Below are 18,302 nucleotides of genomic sequence, written 5' to 3'. Positions count from 1 at the left end.
TACAGGCGAGAGTATAGAGAGGTGTGATCAGATGAAGAAGCCATGTTCTGATGTGGTGACCCTTCTGTGGGTTCGATGATCGGTGATGTAATCTTGAATTTCATGTATGTGTCCAATATCAATAAGTCACATTCCATATTATTTAAAGCAGCGTATCCATTGCTGCCCTTCCTCTATCATTAGAGGTGACTTCATATTATCGAATGAACTCTGAAACACAACGCTATAACCACATTTTTTGCTATTAAATTGAACAAAACAAGCATTTGGATATTAATTAACCACCAAACATCAAAAAACAATAATCATTATTAATAGAAGACTTGTTAACTAATACAACTCGAGCATCCAAAATAGTACTTTTATTCGCGACAGCTTCGACTCACTTGCTAGGCGAAACTATCAAAACCGGATCCTTACTCTTTAGAGGTTCCTATTAAACCTCGGCTAACATACAAACTCGCTACATCACAGAAAAAAAACCACAACCGGAGTATGGTCACACTATTCGATATACCCCATAGGTGGTAAGGACTCTTGCCAGTACAGTATCCGCGTCATCAGAATTAATAAAAACACCTATGCGCTCAACAATAACCTTCAAGATCTTGGTTGCTCTTGCCATTGTATTTACCTTTTTACTGGCAATATCCACCTACTTTCAATATTCCCAACAAAAGCAACTGGTTAATTCCGTTCTAAGTGAACAACTTCACGATAAAGCGAGCAACTACTTCGATAGCCTTAATATGATGATGCTGACAGGCACTATGGCGCAGAAAGAAACACTGCGTCAGAAAGCATTAGCGCAAGAAGGCATTGAAGATGTTCGAGTATTACGTGCCGAAGCAGTAAGTAAGTTGTATGGCCCAGGAAATGACAATCAAACACCTGTCGACGAGATTGATAAAAGAGCCTTGTCAGGCGAAATGGTTATCGAGCCATTTTCCGCTGAATGGGGTAAAGGGCTAGTGATCGCCCTGCCAATGAAATCGAGCGAAAACTATCGTGGTACCAATTGTGTCGCGTGTCATATGGCACCAGAAGGCGAAGTATTAGGCGCAATACGACTGGAGTACAACCTGAGTCATGTTAATTCTCTAATTAACACTCAAACCATGGCTGCGATTGGTATTATGGCGGTGATCTCTTTTGCCGGTTTTGTACTGACGATAGGACTGATTCGTAAAATCATTGTCCGCCCACTTCAGCAAACCTCGCGCTTTATGACTCAAGTCAGCAGCGATAAAAACCTTTCAAACCGCTTGCCTGAACAGAGCCAAGATGAAATTGGCACTTTAGCCAAATCAATCAACTCATTTATGGGCACCGTGTCTAACAGCTTGGAGCAAGTACAAGACACTTCTCATAAGCTGAACGCGTCCGCCAATCAACTGACGAGCGTTGCTCAAATTACTGAGCAAGCCGCTGGCGACCAGCAAAATGAAACGGCGGAAGTTCAAAGTAATATTGAAGGAATACAAGCTCAACAAATTAATGTGGAGCAAGCAACGCTAACCGCATCCGACCTTATCAATCACACTTCGGACGTTGCCTGTAACAGTGCAAACCAAGCCCACGATGCAAGCAGCGAGATAAAGAACCTTGTTAGTAGTATCGAAGAGGTCAAACACAAGATCACCACACTCAATGAACAAACCGGCGAAGTGTCTTCGATATTGAGCGTGATTCGTGGCATTGCCGATCAAACCAACCTTTTGGCACTCAATGCGGCGATAGAAGCAGCAAGAGCGGGAGAACAAGGCCGAGGGTTTGCTGTCGTTGCTGACGAAGTTCGCCATCTCGCCTCTCGAACCGCAGAAGCCACAGGCAGTATTGAATCGATCATCCACCAATTCCAACAAGGCAGCGAAGGATCACTAACTTCCGCTGACCGCGTATGTGAACAAGCGCACCGAAGCTCAAGTGACATCGACGCACTCGCTGCTGAAATGAATGGTGTTGTCGAAGAGATGAAGCAGGTGCTTACCCACGCGCAGAATATTCAGCAACAGACTCAATCTACGACCCAAGCTACCAAAGATGTTCAGCAGAAAGTCGAAACCATCACTTCACATGCTAATGACACGTCTCTATCGGCTGGTGATACGCGTAATATCAGCAATGACTTAGAAGAGCTTTCTGATCACCTAGAATCCCTGATTAATCAGTTCACCTTGTCTTGTACAGAAGACAAGGCCTAAACCGATTACAACACCTAACTGCAACCCAACAAAAAAGCGCTCAATCATGAGCGCTTCACTTTTCTATGTGCCTCTATTTAGGCTTATAACTCTGAGTTCAAACAGCCGTTAGTGCGTAATCGACACCGCTGATAAGTCTTTATGCTTATGGTACATCGCATGCTTGTAAATGAGCTTTGCGCTGACCTCATCCATTCCAGCGACCTCTACATAAGCACCTTTCTTACGAAACTTAAACACCACCTTATCGAGCGCTTCGACTGAGGTGTTATCTAAGAAGGAGGCTTCAGAAACATCGATTGTGACCAACGACGTCGCCTTGTCGTAATCAAACAAATCAACAAAGGCATCGGAAGAAGCAAAGAACACATACCCCTTAACTCTATGAGTTGTGTGCAGTTGATTGGCCACGACCTCATCAGAGATAAAGACCATAGACTTACTCGCGTGTGCATAAAATAGGGCCGAAAGTACTACACCAACCGCAACACCAATCGCAAGGTTATGAGTAAAGACGACCACAACCACCGTAGTCAGCATGGTGACATTGGTCGGTAAGGTATGGTCTTTAAGTTCGACAATTGAACGCCAAGAAAAAGTACCGATTGATACCATAATCATCACAGAGACTAACGCCGCCATTGGAATCAACTTTAACCAATCAGAAGCAAACACTACCATTAGTAAAAGAAGTACGCCTGCGATCATGCTAGATAGCCTGGTTAGACCGCCAGATTTAATGTTAATGATCGACTGACCTATCATGGCGCAGCCTGCCATACCACCAAAAAGTGACGCAACAATGTTAGCGACCCCCTGCCCTTTACACTCATTATTCTTATTGCTTTCTGTATCCGTCAGATCATCAACAATGGTCGCTGTCATCAAGGATTCCAAGATGCCAACAACTGACAAAGCAATGGAGTATGGAAGTATGATTTCGAAGGTTTCTAATGAGAATGGAATGTTAGGAATTAAGAAGATTGGGAGTGAATCAGGTAGTTTTCCCATGTCACCAATGGTTCTCACATCTAAGCCAAACATCAAACTGATAATAGTGAGCACGATAATAGCCACCAAAGGTGACGGTATTGCAGTTCCAAATTTGGGTAAGTAAGGCAACAAATAGATAATCGCCAGCCCCAAAACAACCAACAGATAAACGCTTGAGGGTGCATTAATCAGTTCAGGCAATTGGGCCATAAAGATCAGGATAGCAAGCGCGTTTACAAATCCGGTAATCACAGATTTAGACACGAAGTTCATCAAATTACCTAGCTTCAAATAACCTGCAACAATCTGAATAACACCAGCTAAAAATGATGCTGCTAGTAGATAATCAAGCCCGTGATCTTTAACTAATGTAACCATCAACAGCGCCATTGCGCCTGTCGCACCAGATATCATCCCCGGGCGGCTACCCACTAAAGCGGTGACAACACAGATACAGAATGAAGCGTACAAACCCACCTTCGGGTCGACCCCTGCAATAATGGAAAATGCGATAGCTTCAGGGATCAATGCAAGTGCAACCACAATCCCAGATAATGAATCTCCTTTGATATTTGATAACCAGTGTGTTTTTAAATAATTAAGCATGTAATTCTCTTTTACTTGTACAGTCAGTCCTGCCTTGTTCAGACATCGTGTGATCGACTGTTTTTCATGAATGAGCGAGCGCTCGAAAAGTGCGGGTGTAGAGAGAATGCAGGGGCTAAGGCGGCGTAATTAACACGTGAATATTAAACTCCTCTGGTAACTCTTTAGTTTGCAGCGACATGAGTTCGTGCCAAACAAAGAAGGTGAATGGTCTCCTAGATAGGAGAGGCCGCGACAATATAGTGTGAGGTTCGATGCAATCACACAATCATTATTGGAAACAAAGATTGCAACGGTTCAGTCAATATAGGCCATGCGCAGACGAATCGAGCTAAACAAAAGTTAACAAGTAACCAAGTAATCAAAGCAAAAGTTAAACCCATGGCAAGATCGAACAAAAAACCAACCCTTTGTGAGTTTTATAGCGGACATACACAATATTTCTTTCGACAAGCAAGAATAAAGGTTGAAGCTCTCTGTATGACAGGTAATATGTTTCACTGATTTAAAAAGTTTATACAACTCAATGTTTCGATTGTTTTTTGTTCAAAACTTAGCGAACTATAGACAATCACTTGCAAACATTGCGCTGAATTTGTCCCTCAATGGAGAATGAAACCAACATGACTTACGCGCCTGTAAAAGACGTACTTGGCGGCAAGCTAGCGGTAGACAGTGAAGTAACTGTTCGCGGCTGGATCCGTTCACGTCGTGATTCCAAAGCTGGAATCTCTTTCCTTGCCATTTATGACGGCTCTTGTTTCGACCCGATTCAGGCCGTGGTCCCTAATAATCTTAATAATTACGAAAACGAAGTACTAAAGCTAACTACTGGCTGCTCTGTTGAAGTAACAGGTAAGATTGTTGAGTCTCCAGCGAAAGGTCAAGATTTTGAGCTTGCTGCAACTGACGTTAAAGTTGTTGGTTGGGTTGAAGACGCAGAAACATACCCAATGGCGAAAACTCGTCACTCTATCGAATACCTTCGTGAAGTAGCTCACCTACGTCCACGTACAAACGTAATCGGTGCAGTAGCGCGTGTTCGTAACTGTCTATCTCAAGCGATTCACCGCTTCTACCACGAGCAAGGTTTCTTCTGGGTATCTGCTCCACTAATCACTGCTTCTGATGCTGAAGGTGCTGGTGAAATGTTCCGCGTTTCTACGCTAGACATGGAAAACCTACCTCGCACAGAGAAAGGCGATGTTGATTACAACGAAGATTTCTTCGGTAAAGAAACATTCCTAACAGTATCTGGCCAACTAAACGGTGAAGCTTACGCTTGTGCACTAAGCAAAGTTTACACGTTTGGTCCTACGTTCCGTGCTGAAAACTCAAACACAAGCCGCCACCTAGCTGAATTCTGGATGGTTGAACCTGAAGTAGCTTTCGCGGATCTAGAAGATATCGCTAAGCTATCTGAAGACATGCTTAAGTTTGTATTCAAAGCCGTACTAGAAGAGTGTCGTGACGACCTTGAGTTCTTCGCTCAACGTATCGACAAAGAAGCAATTACTCGTCTAGAGCAGTTTGTAACTTCTGACTTCGCACAAGTAGACTACACTGACGCAATCCAGATCCTTCTAGATTCAGGTCGTGAATTCGAATTCCCAGTTGAATGGGGTATCGATATGTCTTCTGAGCACGAGCGTTACCTAGCTGAAGAACACTTCAAAGCGCCTGTAATCGTCAAGAACTACCCGAAAGACATCAAAGCATTCTACATGCGTGCTAACGATGACGGTAAGACTGTAGCGGCAATGGACGTACTAGCACCTGGTATCGGCGAAATCATCGGTGGTTCTCAGCGTGAAGAGCGTCTAGACATCCTAGACGAGCGCATGCGTGAAGTAGGTATCGACCCAGAGCACATGAACTGGTACCGCGACCTACGTAAATACGGCACAGTGCCTCACTCTGGCTTCGGTCTAGGTTTCGAGCGTCTAGTATCTTACGTAACAGGCATGGGCAACGTACGTGACGTTATCCCATTCCCACGTACTCCTCGCTCTGCGAACTTCTAATTCCGCGTTAAGCTCGAATTAAAAGAAAGAAAACAAAAACCTCCGCAATTGCGGAGGTTTTTTTATATTCAGAACAGAACGAAAATGTTATTGGGAGTCATGCCAAACCAAGCTCCTTGATAGGTGTGTTAATCAACGTCTTGATTACTTGCATACTTTATCGCGAGACCACATATCGCCATCATTACAAATGGAATCGCAGCGGTGGTGTATTCCGCCCAAGCCATATCAGCGAATGCTTTTGCCAACAATACATGGCCAAAAATAAGTAGAAGCGCACACACAATCGCGACGACAATCAGCTTCACTTCATTTCCCATAGTCATTTTCAACATAACGGTATCTCCAATATTTGGTCTAACGTTATTGAATCACAACTGTTCGGTAAATAAGGCGTACAGTTTCCCCACAATAAAACCGTACAGTTAGCATTATGTTGTTTTTTATGAGTCAGTTAGCGTTTATGTCTGCACTTAATACGCCAACTTATGGGCGAGTTTGCCGAGTAAAACGAGGGCATATTCTCTCTCTTGAGTGAGTTCATAGGAGAAGTTCAGACGAATTGCATTGTCAGCTCTCCCCTGCTCACTAAACAAGTCACCAGATGCGACACTTATTCCCTGCGCAATCGCAAGTTGATGAAGCTGCTGGCTATCAAAGTCAGAATTGAAGCGGATCCAGATGAAGTAACCACCAGCGGGATCTTCAATTTTGATAGAGTGCGGAAAGTACTGCTTGATGATTTCTAAAAACCGCGCTTTTCGCTCCAAAAGACTCTTACGTAATTTACGTAGATGATTATCGTAGCTTTCATGAGTTAAGAAATGTGCGACACCAAGCTGAACAGGCGCGCTACTAGAGAGCGTGGAAAGCAGTTGTAGTTTCTGAATCGCATCATTGGAGCGAGCATTCACCACCCATCCCACTCGATAGCCTGGGCAGAGACTTTTTGAATAGGAACCACACAGTAAAACCGAATCCGTTTTATCAAAAGCCTTCAAAGGCTTAGGTTTGTGCCCTTCGTGGTAAAGGTCACCGTAAACGTCATCTTCAATGATGTAAGTGTTGTGCTGCTCTGCTATCTCGACTACTCGACGTTTGGCTTCGTCCGATAAACTTGTGCCTGTCGGGTTTTGAAAAGTCGTCATCAACCAACATGCTTTCACATTATTGTTCTTCAGTACGCTTTCAAACTGCTCCATATCCAATCCGTTGACAGGGCAAACGTCCACTTCGATAGGCTTAAGCCCCAGCCTTTCTACGGCTTGCAAAGCGCCATAAAATGCTGGCGATTCAATCACAACGTGGTCGCCAGATTGCGTCACGGTTTGCAGGCTCAAGTTCAGAGCTTCCATCGCACCCGAAGTAATCACAATATCTTGATGGTTAACGCTAATACCTTGTTGTAAGTAGCGCTGTGCGATCTGCCTTCTTAATGACTCACTGCCAGGCGGCAAGTTATTAATCACGCTCGCACCCGTCATTTTTCTTCCGGCGCTGGCTAGGTTGCGAGTTAAGGTGGGTAAAGGAAAAAGATCTGGGTCAGGGAAGGCGGAGCCAAAAGGAACAATACCCTCAGCAGAACTGGACTTTAGAAAATCAAATAAGCGATCGTTAATCGCCTTCTTCTCTCGAGCTACTGGCGGCTGATAATCCACACCGTCGACTTTAGGAGCAACAAAGTAGCCAGACTGAGGCTTGGCAATGATCCAACCTTCGCTTTCTAGCAACTGATAGGCTTGTAGCACAGTACTATTACTGACGTTGTAGTTACGACAGCTCATGCGCACAGAGGGGATCTTCTCTCCTGAACGCCATGTGTTATTAGCGATCTGAGTTCGAATATCCTTTGCAAGCTCTTCATAACGCGCCATCTAATTGTACTACCTAGATAAATTCCTGTGGACGGGTGATCTTATCATTAACGTGATCAACTATTGCTTCTATCCATGTGATTGCACCTAATTTCTATAATTGTGTGAATTGGTTCACAGATAACTTTGTAAGCTTTGCTAAGTTTGTATCCAAGGTAAGAGCTAAATTCGCTTTACGCCTCAATAATTTGATGTAACCCAAAAACATGCGAGATAACAATGAAAAAAATAGAAGCAGATCAGTTAAGTTATAAAGGAGAGTCAAACGGTGTTCATAGTTGGACAACACCGAGTGGCCAGCCATACTACTGGCACCCAGATTGGCTCCATATTGCTGAAGATGCGACAGGCTCACATCCAAAGCAGAAGCTAGATGTAGACCAAGATCAAGCACCTACTGAAAAGCACGCGGTATCTGCAATTCTTAAGCACATCAACCAATGGGCAGCAGACAAACTGGCGTCACACCCAGAAATTGAAACTGGCTCAATTGAAGCTGAAATCAATCTTAAAAAGTAGTCAGCTTTTTATAATCGGTGGGTCGCGTTGCAGCTAGTCTTCTCAGTTCTCATCGCAACCTCATCGACGTAATAGCCTCGAGACTCAACCGAGGCTATTCAAACCTCTTCACAATAACGCTGTAATATTCCCCACCTAGCTAACAAAAATTCAACACCAACCACTTTCTTGTATCAATCCGCAAAAGCTATCGATAGAATTTCCTTTGTCGGGTCGCTTAATGGCCTTAGCCGATGTTTATGACGCATTAATATCTAAACGCGTCTATAAACCGGCATTTACACATAAACAAGCCAAAGCGATCATTTTAGAAGGTGAAGGTTCTCATTTCGATCCGCAAGTTGTTCAAGCCTTTTTAGCCGTCGAAGACCTTTTTGTCGAAATCGCAGCCACTTACAAAGATGGAAAAAGTGTAGAACACGAACTCGAGAGAGAAAGCTTTATTGCTTCGCCTGCATAATCTTTTCAAAAACCACTAACTTCTTTGCACCCTATAGGTTAATCCGTAGGGTGTTTTGTTATCAAATACCCTCTTTAGTCAATAAATCTGATTGAAATGGATTTTTTTTGGTCTTTCTGTTCACTTCGTATTGTCTTAAAAATTCCATACAGGTATAACTACCCATAGATACTATCCCCTCTCAATTGACATGGATGAAGATTATGTTTGAAAAAGTGTTAGCTGCGCCTGCCGACCCTATCCTCGGCCTTACTGAAGAGTTTAAAAACGACTCTCGTGCAGAGAAAATCAACCTTGGTGTTGGCATCTACAAAAATGAAGATGGTCAAACGCCAGTACTTAAAACAGTAAAGAAAGCAGAAGCTGCACTTCTTGAAAACGAAAAAACCAAATCTTACCTAACGATTGAAGGTACTGCTGAATACGGTCTTGCCGTTCAGAAGCTACTTTTCGGTTCAGATGCGGAAATCGTAACTTCTCAACGCGCTAAAACAGCACAAGCTCCGGGTGGTACTGGTGCTCTACGTGTTGCAGGTGAATTCATTAAGCGTCAACTTGGCGATGTGAAGATCTGGATCAGCAACCCAACTTGGGCTAACCACAACGGTGTTTTCGCTGCTGCGGGTATCGAAACTGCTCAGTACAGCTACTACAACGCTGAAACAAAAGACAAAGACTTCGCTGGTATGGTTGCTGATCTAGAGAAAGCATCTGAAGGTGATATCGTTCTTCTTCACGGCTGCTGTCACAACCCAACAGGTATTGACCCAACAGCTGAAGAGTGGGAAGTACTGGCTAAGCTCGTTGCTGAGAAAAAGCTTCTTCCACTATTCGACTTTGCTTACCAAGGTTTTGCAAAAGGCGTTGAAGAAGATGCTGCTGGCCTTCGTACTTTCGCTAAGTACAACAAAGAGATTTTAGTCGCGAGCTCATTCTCTAAGAACTTCGGTCTATACAACGAGCGTGTTGGTGCGTTCACTTTAGTTGCTGAATCTGCAGACGTAGCAACAACAGCATTCTCTCAAGTTAAGAGCATCATCCGCTCTATCTACTCTAACCCACCAGCGCACGGTAGTGCTGTCGTAACTCACATCCTTGGCGATGCTGGTCTACGTGCTGAATGGGAAGCGGAAGTTGCTGAGATGCGTGACCGTATCCAAGAGATGCGTGAGCTATTCGTTGCAACACTGAAATCTGAAGGTGTGGATGCAGATTTCACGTTCATCGAGCGTCAAAACGGCATGTTCTCTTTCTCTGGTTTGAGCAAAGAGCAAGTAAACCGCCTAAAAGAAGAATTCGCAATCTACATTGTTGGCTCTGGCCGTATCAGCGTAGCGGGCATGACTAAGTCAAACATGGGCCCTCTATGTAAAGGTATCGCTGCGGTTCTTTAATCGTAACAATACCCAGTCTGCTCTTGCAGACAGTTAGATATGCAAAAGCCAGCGATTAAGCTGGCTTTTTTGTAACTGTCGTAACGTGTGAGGTTTAATTCAATTAATACTCGAGCAAGAACTCGACACCTAACTCATTAGTTCTCTCACTTACGCCTGTGCTCCCTTCACCATCTCTATGCTGGTATGAGCCACCAATCGCAAATTTGTTGGTCACTAGATAACGTAAACCTAGGTGGTAAATTTCTTCATCGAATAAATCACTGCGATTGAGCTGTACACTACCGTTCGCAATCCAACGCTTAGCAAAGCCATAGTTAAGCTCGGCTTTAACACCTTGGACAAACTCCGTGTCTGACTCTAAGGTCTCATTGGTGCCATTCAGCTCAACTTTCCCTTTAGTCACGCCAAGCAAATAAGAAGCGACAATATCCAAGTCTTTCTTGATGCTATAACGATAACCCGCACCAGCCATTAGTGTATCAATTCGAGTTGTACTCTCGTCAGGGTGGATGAAACGCGCGGTATAATCACCAAGCAGTAACCAATCATCGGTCATGGTGTAGCTCACACCCAATCCAAACGCCGATGCGTTATTATTTCCCCCAGCATCTTCGTTTAAACTGCCTGAATGCGCCGTTGCATAAACGTGGTCGTAATCAAGAATATCCACACTGTGAGTGTCTGCCCACAAACTTGAAGAAAACATAAAAACTGCAGATACAAAACTAAGCTTCCACTTCGACATTCCCATCATCCTTAAACTGTCACTCCATTATTTGAAAGGTTAGTCTATCCCTAAGACTTTAAAAAGGTTTTAGCTCACAGATTGATTTGTGACGGCAAATTATTATCAAATGTTGTACCATGAAATCATACAAACCAATGGATGATTACTATGGATGCTGAGTTATTAGAGATTCAAAACTTTCTGGCACAATACCCGCCTTTCAATGAGCTCCCTGAGGAGATGTTGACGAAAGTGACCAGTAGCGTGGAAATTTCTTATTACCGCCAAGACACACCTATCATTCACTTTGGTGATCAAATTCATGACCTGTATATGGTTCGAAGCGGCGAAGTCGAAGTCTATCGTCGTAAAGGGGAACTGTATAACCGCCTTGATGAAGGCCATCTGTTTGGTCAAATGGGCCTGCTTACCAACAACAAGGTACGCTTCCCAGTAAAAGCGACCGAAGATACCCTGCTCTACTGTATTCCTGAGCCTATTTTCCAAGAACTCTACGATAACTACGACTCTTTTGCTGATTTCGTAGAGGTTGAAGATAACGCGCGCTTACGTCAGGCAAACTCAAGTAATAACGATGCCAACGATCTCACGACATCTAAAGTGAAAACGCTGCTGACCAGTGAGGCGCCGATGATCGAAAAAACGCGCACCATTCAACAAGCCGCTACCATGATGGCAGAAGAAAATGTCTCTTCCTTGCTGATCATCGACCCTGACATCGTTGAAGATGATGAAGACGATTCGACGCCCGTTATCGGTATCATCACCGACCGAGACTTATGTACTCGCGTACTGGCGGAAGGCCTCGATCCATCCGATGAAGTCTCTAGCGTGATGACACCTGAGGTTATCTCTCTTGACCACAATGCTTACGTATACGAAGCCATGATGACCATGCTTCGTTACAACGTGCACCACTTACCTGTCCTGAAAGATAAGAAGCCAATCGGTATTATCGAAGCGACCGACATCGTCCGTTACGAATCTCAAAACTCACTGCTCTTAGTAAGTAGTATCTTCCAGCAACAAAGCATCGAAGATCTCAAAGTGCTCTCTGAGCAAGTGAAAGACAGCTTTGTCCGTCTGGTTAACGAAGATGCCAATGCTCACATGGTTGGCACTGCAATGTCGGTAATTGGTCGTAGCTTTAAGCAGCGTATTATCGAACTCGCCGAAGAGCAGTTAGGCAAATCTCCAATTCCATATTGTTTCCTAGCATTAGGCTCTATGGGGCGTGATGAACAACTGCTGGTGACAGACCAAGATAACGCCATCATTCTTGATGACACCTACGATGAAGCAAAACATGGAAAGTACTTTGAAGCGCTCTCAAAGTATATTTGTGATGGCTTAGACCAGTGTGGTTATGTGTATTGCACGGGTGACATCATGGCGACTAACCCAACGTGGCGAATGACCCGCAGAGAATGGGAAGAGTGCTTCGCTGACTGGATTGATGATCCAAACCCGAAAGCACTGCTAAACGCGTCGATCTTCTTCGACCTAGATGGTGTTTATGGCCGCCTGAAATGGGCAGAACAACTAAACAGCTTTATCGTGAGACGTGCACGTAAGAACAACCGCTTCTTGGCGTGTCTGGCTCGTAACGCACTCAACCGAACTCCGCCACTAGGCTTCTTTAAAGACTTCGTTATGGAGAAAGATGGTCGTCATAACAACTCCATCAACCTCAAAAGACGTGGTACAGCTCCTCTTGCAGACTTGATTCGTGTCCATGCGCTAGCGGTAGGCTCTCGTTCTAAGAACTCCTTTGAGCGCTTAGATGACATTATCGACGCAGGTATTCTGCCAAAAGGCAGAGCGCAAGATCTTAAAGATGCGATGGAATTTATCTCTCTTGTGCGTATCCGCCACCAAGCGCACGATGTTGATAATAATGTCGAGCCGGATAACAACATTGAACCAGAGAACTTGTCCGATTTCGAACGTCGTAACCTGAAGGATGCATTCCAAATCTTAAGTAATGCGCAAAACTTCCTTAAGTTCCGTTACCAAGCCAGTAACAAGTTTAAGTAGGGCCTATGAACAAACTATTCAGATCACCTGCGGTCGATTGGTCATTTAAGTTTGCTCAAAAGCTTGAACGTACCCAGGACGAACGCTTAAAGCAGTTCTACAGCCAGCCCCTTCCTGCGCCTGATACACCACTCTCAGAGGTGATGTTCTTGGCGTTGGATTTCGAAACAACCGGTTTGAACCCTTCCAAAGACGGGATCATCACCATAGGTTTGGTGCCATTTACCCTTAACCGTATCTATCTTCGACAAGCAAGGCACTGGACATTACGCCCAAGGCAGAAGCTAGAGGAAGAGTCAGTGGTAATCCACGGCATTACCCACAATGACATCATCGATGCGCCAGATCTTGATGAAGTGTTGGATGAAGTATTACAAGCGATAGCTGGCCATATTCCCGTTGTTCACTACCGCCGTATTGAGCGAGATTTCTTAAACAACGCATTGAAAGTGCGATTGAATGAAGGCATCGAGTTTCCGGTGCTGGACACGTTAGAGATTGAGTCTCAGATCCAGAACAAACTGGCTGGCGGCCTATGGAATAAATTAAAAGGTAAGAAGCCAGGTTCGGTTCGACTAGGGCAAAGCCGTCGTCGATACCACCTACCCGACTACACGCCACATCATGCGCTTACTGATGCGATTGCAACCGCAGAGTTGCTTCAAGCACAGGTTGCTCATCACTTTTCGCCAGATATGCCACTGAAGAGTTTCTGGTTGTAACAGCACTTATAAAGTTCATCACTATTAAAAAGCCCGCTATATCTAAGTAGCGGGCTTTCACTATCTAACGACTGGTTTATACCGCTGTAGGTCCAACCAAGCGCATTTCCCAATCTTCGACTTTACCCGTTTCGAGGCGACGAGCAACAAGCGCCCCCCAAGATTCAACCAATGGCAATTCCGTCATTTGGCTTAATAAGTCTTTATCTAAGCTACCGGTAAAAACGGCACCCATGATGCGAGCAAGCGACCAGTCAGGATAAGGACGCTCGCACAGTATAATCTCATCACCTGCACCTATCTCGCCCTCTTCTAACACTCGGAAGTACCAACCAGTTCTAAGTGTGTCTTGCAGTCTTTGCGCCATATCGTGTTGGTCAAAGCGCACATTGAGCTTCCAACAAGGCATGCGCCCTTGCGATACCTCCAATAAAGTTGACCCAATACGAATTTTATCTTTTAAGCAAATCGATTGTTCGGTTACGCCACTTGAGCTGATGTTCTCTCCAAAAGCGCCAGCTGATTGAAAAACACCTTTGTCGCCCAGCTCCTGCTGCCAAACTTGATAGTGTTCACTTGGGTAGATATGAAGGGCTTTCTGAATGCCGCCATGGAAACGCGGATCGCCTTGCTCATCATTGGTAAAACCCAGCTCCGTTGCGTGTTGACGGTCCAACAATACTTGTTTGTTGATTGCACTTTTTGCACCATGTGCGAAAGCGACCGTTTTGCCCGCCAATACATTGTTAACCACGCCTAACTTCTTCATATCTCTCCCTTCTTGTCTAAATCTTATTATTGTTTCTTGTGAGAATATTGCCGTTTACGACCAGTACTAACGCTCTCCTAATGATCTAAATATCGGAATCGCCGCCAACACTTCAATATTCTGGTCGGTACTTTTGAGGTAGCGAGTCTCACTATCAGAAACCAACACATGACGCTGATAGCCCTCTTCGATTGGAAACTTAGCTAATACGGTATCGAGTGATGTTTCACACTTGCTGCGGTCGATATTCTCTATATCAACTTTAAACAAAAGCTGGTTCTGTTTGGATATCTCTACTTGAAAGCGCATGCGCGTGTCCTCTCGGCTTCATTCTATATGCCGAGCATGATAGCCTAGGGTCGCCGCGTCAGAATAGGGACATAAGGACACTTAACCATGCTAACCCGCCAAATCAATTCTCGTACTGGAGTTGTCACCTCCAACAAGATGATGGCCGCCAATCCAAATTCGCCCGCGCTCGTTAAGACTATCGACATGCCGAAAGGTTACATCGATGCGATGCACCAACACACATGGCATCAAGTGATCTTTCCACTCAAAGGTTTACTACAAACTCAAACAGAACACTATCAACACCTGGTGCCGCACACATCGGCTTTGTTTGTCCCTGCCGGTATTTCACATGAATCTATCGCATTGAGCCATACCACGTTTGTTGGTATTTACCTTAACCCAGCCTTTGGAACGAAGTATGAGCCAGAGGTTCGAACCATTGCACTGACTCCCTTTCTAAACGAGTTATTGCAAGAAATTCGCAGACAGTGTGAGGGATTGGCGAGCGATGAAGAAGTGTCTCGCCTACTGTCCGTATTGCACGACCAAATAATGAAAGACAACGTGCAGACCTTTCAGTTGTTATTGCCACAAGACAGACGTTTGAAGTTGATATTTGAAGCCCTCACTGATGAGCCAAATTTAGACTTGTCGCTAAAAACGTGGGGAGAACAAGTAGGTGCATCCGAGCGAACCTTGTCGCGATTATTCTCGAAAGAGTTCAACACCTCGTTTCAGCTGTGGCGTCAACAAATACGACTGATTTATTCATTGTCTCTCCTAGACGAAGATGACTCAATACAAAGCATTGCTGATCAAGTGGGTTATCAAAACGACTCCTCTTACATTAAAGCCTTCAAAGCGACATTTGATGTCACGCCACAGCAATTTCGTTTGAACAGTAAAAGAAAGTAGTCAGTGCTACAGATAAGTGTTTGAGGAACTGAAAGAAAAAGAGGAGCCGTTAGCTCCTCTTTTAATCGTTTAATCTCAGTTAGGCAGATTAAGCGTATTTTTCTTCGAAATCTTTCATGAAGCTTACTAGTGCTTGTACACCTTCTAAAGACATCGCATTGTAAAGCGACGCTCTCATTCCGCCTACAGCTCGGTGACCTTTCAGTGACTTAAGACCAGCAGCGTCAGCCAATTCTAAAAACTTCGCATCTAGCTCAGGTTTCGCAAGTTGGAACGGTACGTTCATTCTTGAACGGTTTGCTGCGTGCACTTCGTTCTTATAGAAATCAGAATCGTCGATCGCGTTGTACAGTAGTGCTGCTTTTTCTTGGTTCACACGCTCCATCGCTTCCACACCACCTTGAGCCTTCAACCATTTGAAAACAAGACCAGATAAGTACCAAGCGTAAGTTGGTGGCGTGTTGAACATAGAGTCTTTTTCAGCAAGCACTTTGTAGTTAAGAATGCTTGGCAATACGTCATTTGCAAGATCCAGCAAATCATCACGTACGATAGCGATACAGATACCCGCAGGGCCAATGTTCTTCTGTGCACCAGCATAAATAACGCCATATTGAGACACATCGATCTTGCGAGACAAGATGTTAGATGACATATCCGCAACAATAGGCTTATCGGTTTGTGGAAGTTCACTGATCTCTATGCCATCGATGGTTTCATTCGGGCAAAAGTGAACATACGCCGCTTCAGGATCGATTTTCCAGTCTTTTGCTGGAACCACAGCCGCTTTACCATCGACTGTTGTTTTTGCATTGAATACGTCGATTTCACAGTACTTACTTGCTTCCGTAACTGCGCTTTCAGCCCAGTAGCCCGCATCAATGTAAGTCGCTTTTGTTGCATCGCCAAGAAGGTTTAAAGGCACAGCAGCGAATTGAGCACGAGCGCCCCCCTGACAGAACAGAACTTTGTAGTTGTCTGGGATGTTCAGAAGATCACGTAGGTCTTGCTCAGACTCATCAGCAACTTTAATAAATTCTTTGCTGCGATGGCTGATTTCCATAACGGAAGTGCCTAAACCGTTCCAATCAATGAAGTCAGCTTGTGCTTGTTTCATTACTGGCTTAGGCAGAGCCGCTGGGCCAGCACTAAAATTGAATACGTTATCTAATGTAAGTTCCATGGGGATGATTGCTCCTGCTAAATAATAACTATGCAAGTAATACCATGTTTTACTCAACATAAAAACAACAAAAGAGGTCTTATGACCTCTTTTGTTTCGTACAGTACAAAATCTTTAACTTAATGCGCTAAATTGCCCTATGAGTATTCTTGCCTACTCAGTTTTATTGAACAAAAGCCGGCATAAGTAGTGCAATTAGTGGAATTTCTTGTCCATTTTCAAACACTAGGTTTCCATTTTTTAGGTCAGCACTGATTTCGTAACCCTTGTCTGTTTCTTTGATCATTTCCATCACGATCAACTCATCGATACCTTCGCGAATAAACGGGTACTCTTCTACTAGCCCGTTTGAGAAGCTCGAGTGAAGATTCCCCGTTAGTGCAGGCATAATCATTGAAGGGTTACTGCTGATGTTTTCTGTACCTTCAGGAACACTCACCAACCACTTAGATTCAAACTGGCCTTTGCCTAACTCTAGTGACATGTTGTTCATTGAAAGGTCGAAGCCCTTAGCAAACAGAATGTCGATGAATGGGATGATCTCAGCAACGTCTTCTTGTGTAAGAACAGGGTTAGACTGGTAAATCTCAAAGATTTTTTCAAACGACTCGCTATCGAGTTTCGACATTTCGAAATCAACGTTTAAGTTGTTCACTTGTCCTTCACTCGTCTCGATGTTTGCGATATCCAGTTTAAGGTTGCTACGCAGACGCTTAGTTGCTTCATCTAGGTGAGATTCAAAGTCATAGGTTGAGTTCTCGATGGTCATGAATGGCTGCATTGACGAATCTGAAATCAAGAAGCTATCAATCGTGAAGTTCTGCGTGCCTAGCCAGTAACCTTTAGCTTGTTGGCCGGAACCCGTACCTTTCAGGTTTGACAGTGTCACCTCTTCACCCGTTTCAAAATCGATTTGAACAGAAGGGATAGAAAGCTGGTAATCCACTTGGCCCAACACAGTCGCATGACCTGTCAGGTTCGATTTGGTAATAGACACCGAGGTGCCATTCTCATCAGTACCTTGATGATTGAATTGGCTTAGCTCGAAGTCGAAATCCGTATTGCCGTTCAGCTCTGTGCTCGTCGTTAAGGTCAGTGGCAGGATGTCTGCATTGTCTAACGTCGAAACAGCGTTAAGGCTAACCAAACCATGGCTAACCGCACTATTAATGACAAACTCACTTGGTAAGCCATCAATCGCAAGTTGTTCTTTGAGATTTTCATCCGTTACAGTGATGCGAGTGGTTACATTAGAAGAAAGGTAACCCCTATCGTACTCAACGATCTCAGCTTGAATGCTCGAATTGTTAAGTTTTGCAACGCCATCACTAATCGCATTTTGTCCAATTTGTCCAACCGCTAGAGGCCAACAAAGAGCCAATGAGATTGCGCCGCCAATTGCGCCAATTTTTCTTAACTGTTCCATGAGTTCTCTTTCTACATGTGTTTGTTTTTTTCAGTCTAACCCATCAGTCGCAAACAAGAAACATTGAGTTAAATCAGTCTATTGCTCGATACTTCAAATCAATCAGCAAATTAACGGCTAGCTCTCATCCT

The 18,302-nt window shown here is 44.3% G+C and carries 15 protein-coding genes and 1 pseudogene; 8 read left to right on the top strand and 8 right to left on the bottom strand.

The genetic code is table 11. The annotated features are described in order from the left end of the window. Nucleotides 1-581 precede the first annotated feature (581 nt). A complete protein-coding gene (locus BTO10_RS12525; RefSeq protein WP_105024717.1) occupies nucleotides 582-2,204 on the top strand; it encodes a methyl-accepting chemotaxis protein in 1,623 nt (540 codons plus the stop codon). Nucleotides 2,205-2,312: 108 nt separating this feature from the next. On the opposite strand, the gene BTO10_RS12520 is transcribed toward BTO10_RS12525, so the two are convergent. Continuing rightward, nucleotides 2,313-3,803, bottom strand: coding sequence for a SulP family inorganic anion transporter (locus BTO10_RS12520; RefSeq protein ID WP_105024716.1), 1,491 nt, complete (start codon nucleotides 3,801-3,803; stop codon nucleotides 2,313-2,315). Nucleotides 3,804-4,426: 623 nt separating this feature from the next. Between BTO10_RS12520 and asnS the strand changes: the two genes are divergently transcribed. Then, complete coding sequence (gene asnS, locus BTO10_RS12515; protein WP_004741585.1) at nucleotides 4,427-5,827, top strand: asparagine--tRNA ligase; 1,401 nt, start codon at nucleotides 4,427-4,429, stop codon at nucleotides 5,825-5,827. A gap of 128 nt (nucleotides 5,828-5,955) precedes the next feature. On the opposite strand, the gene BTO10_RS12510 is transcribed toward asnS, so the two are convergent. Both BTO10_RS12510 and BTO10_RS12505 read right to left on the bottom strand, forming a co-directional pair. Further along, the gene (locus BTO10_RS12510) at nucleotides 5,956-6,162 is read right to left on the bottom strand and encodes a hypothetical protein (RefSeq protein ID WP_105024715.1); all 207 of its coding nucleotides are present in this window, start codon (nucleotides 6,160-6,162) and stop codon (nucleotides 5,956-5,958) included. Between the two features lie 138 nt (nucleotides 6,163-6,300). After that, nucleotides 6,301-7,701 carry an aminotransferase-like domain-containing protein gene (locus tag BTO10_RS12505; protein ID WP_105024714.1) on the bottom strand — a complete coding sequence of 467 codons (1,401 nt, stop codon included), beginning with the start codon at nucleotides 7,699-7,701 and terminating at the stop codon, nucleotides 6,301-6,303. A 219-nt stretch (nucleotides 7,702-7,920) separates the two neighbouring features. On the opposite strand from BTO10_RS12505, the gene BTO10_RS12500 reads away from it, so the two are divergent. The 3 genes and pseudogenes from BTO10_RS12500 (at nucleotide 7,921) to BTO10_RS12490 (ending at nucleotide 10,074) form a co-directional block, all read left to right on the top strand. Further along, a complete protein-coding gene (locus BTO10_RS12500) occupies nucleotides 7,921-8,220 on the top strand; it encodes a hypothetical protein (protein WP_004741582.1) in 300 nt (99 codons plus the stop codon). Nucleotides 8,221-8,398: 178 nt separating this feature from the next. Beyond that, nucleotides 8,399-8,680 (top strand): annotated as a pseudogene (locus BTO10_RS12495) (HD-GYP domain-containing protein); the annotation flags it as partial. Nucleotides 8,681-8,883: 203 nt separating this feature from the next. Continuing rightward, nucleotides 8,884-10,074, top strand: coding sequence for an amino acid aminotransferase (locus tag BTO10_RS12490; protein WP_063522461.1), 1,191 nt, complete (start codon nucleotides 8,884-8,886; stop codon nucleotides 10,072-10,074). Between the two features lie 103 nt (nucleotides 10,075-10,177). Here the strand turns inward: BTO10_RS12490 and BTO10_RS12485 are convergent, their stop codons facing one another. Then, nucleotides 10,178-10,822, bottom strand: coding sequence for an outer membrane beta-barrel protein (locus BTO10_RS12485; RefSeq protein ID WP_105024712.1), 645 nt, complete (start codon nucleotides 10,820-10,822; stop codon nucleotides 10,178-10,180). 150 nt (nucleotides 10,823-10,972) lie between these two features. On the opposite strand from BTO10_RS12485, the gene BTO10_RS12480 reads away from it, so the two are divergent. Together BTO10_RS12480 and BTO10_RS12475 are read left to right on the top strand one after the other, a co-directional pair. Then, on the top strand, nucleotides 10,973-12,862 hold the full coding sequence (locus BTO10_RS12480; RefSeq protein WP_105024711.1) for a DUF294 nucleotidyltransferase-like domain-containing protein: 1,890 nt from the start codon (nucleotides 10,973-10,975) through the stop codon (nucleotides 12,860-12,862). Between the two features lie 5 nt (nucleotides 12,863-12,867). Then, nucleotides 12,868-13,584: a 3'-5' exonuclease gene (locus BTO10_RS12475; protein WP_105024710.1), complete on the top strand. Its 717-nt coding sequence runs from the start codon at nucleotides 12,868-12,870 to the stop codon at nucleotides 13,582-13,584. Nucleotides 13,585-13,660: 76 nt separating this feature from the next. Here BTO10_RS12475 and BTO10_RS12470 read toward each other — a convergent pair whose 3' ends face one another. Both BTO10_RS12470 and BTO10_RS12465 read right to left on the bottom strand, forming a co-directional pair. Next, nucleotides 13,661-14,353 (bottom strand): MOSC domain-containing protein, encoded by a 693-nt coding sequence (locus BTO10_RS12470; RefSeq protein ID WP_105024709.1) that lies wholly within the window; start codon nucleotides 14,351-14,353, stop codon nucleotides 13,661-13,663. Nucleotides 14,354-14,419: 66 nt separating this feature from the next. Continuing rightward, nucleotides 14,420-14,662 (bottom strand): hypothetical protein, encoded by a 243-nt coding sequence (locus tag BTO10_RS12465; RefSeq protein WP_004741575.1) that lies wholly within the window; start codon nucleotides 14,660-14,662, stop codon nucleotides 14,420-14,422. An 87-nt stretch (nucleotides 14,663-14,749) separates the two neighbouring features. On the opposite strand from BTO10_RS12465, the gene BTO10_RS12460 reads away from it, so the two are divergent. After that, the gene (locus BTO10_RS12460) at nucleotides 14,750-15,562 is read left to right on the top strand and encodes an AraC family transcriptional regulator (RefSeq protein WP_105024708.1); all 813 of its coding nucleotides are present in this window, start codon (nucleotides 14,750-14,752) and stop codon (nucleotides 15,560-15,562) included. Between the two features lie 88 nt (nucleotides 15,563-15,650). On the opposite strand, the gene serC is transcribed toward BTO10_RS12460, so the two are convergent. Together serC and BTO10_RS12450 are read right to left on the bottom strand one after the other, a co-directional pair. Then, a complete protein-coding gene (gene serC / locus BTO10_RS12455) occupies nucleotides 15,651-16,745 on the bottom strand; it encodes a 3-phosphoserine/phosphohydroxythreonine transaminase (RefSeq protein WP_105024707.1) in 1,095 nt (364 codons plus the stop codon). Nucleotides 16,746-16,908: 163 nt separating this feature from the next. Next, complete coding sequence (locus BTO10_RS12450) at nucleotides 16,909-18,171, bottom strand: DUF945 family protein (RefSeq protein WP_105024706.1); 1,263 nt, start codon at nucleotides 18,169-18,171, stop codon at nucleotides 16,909-16,911. Nucleotides 18,172-18,302: the final 131 nt, after the last annotated feature.

Source organism: Vibrio chagasii (assembly GCF_002954585.1).
Classification (GTDB): Bacteria; Pseudomonadota; Gammaproteobacteria; order Enterobacterales; family Vibrionaceae; genus Vibrio; species Vibrio chagasii_A.
Note: the sequence above shows the minus strand (reverse complement) of the source record. Positions and strands in the feature narration are given on the sequence as shown.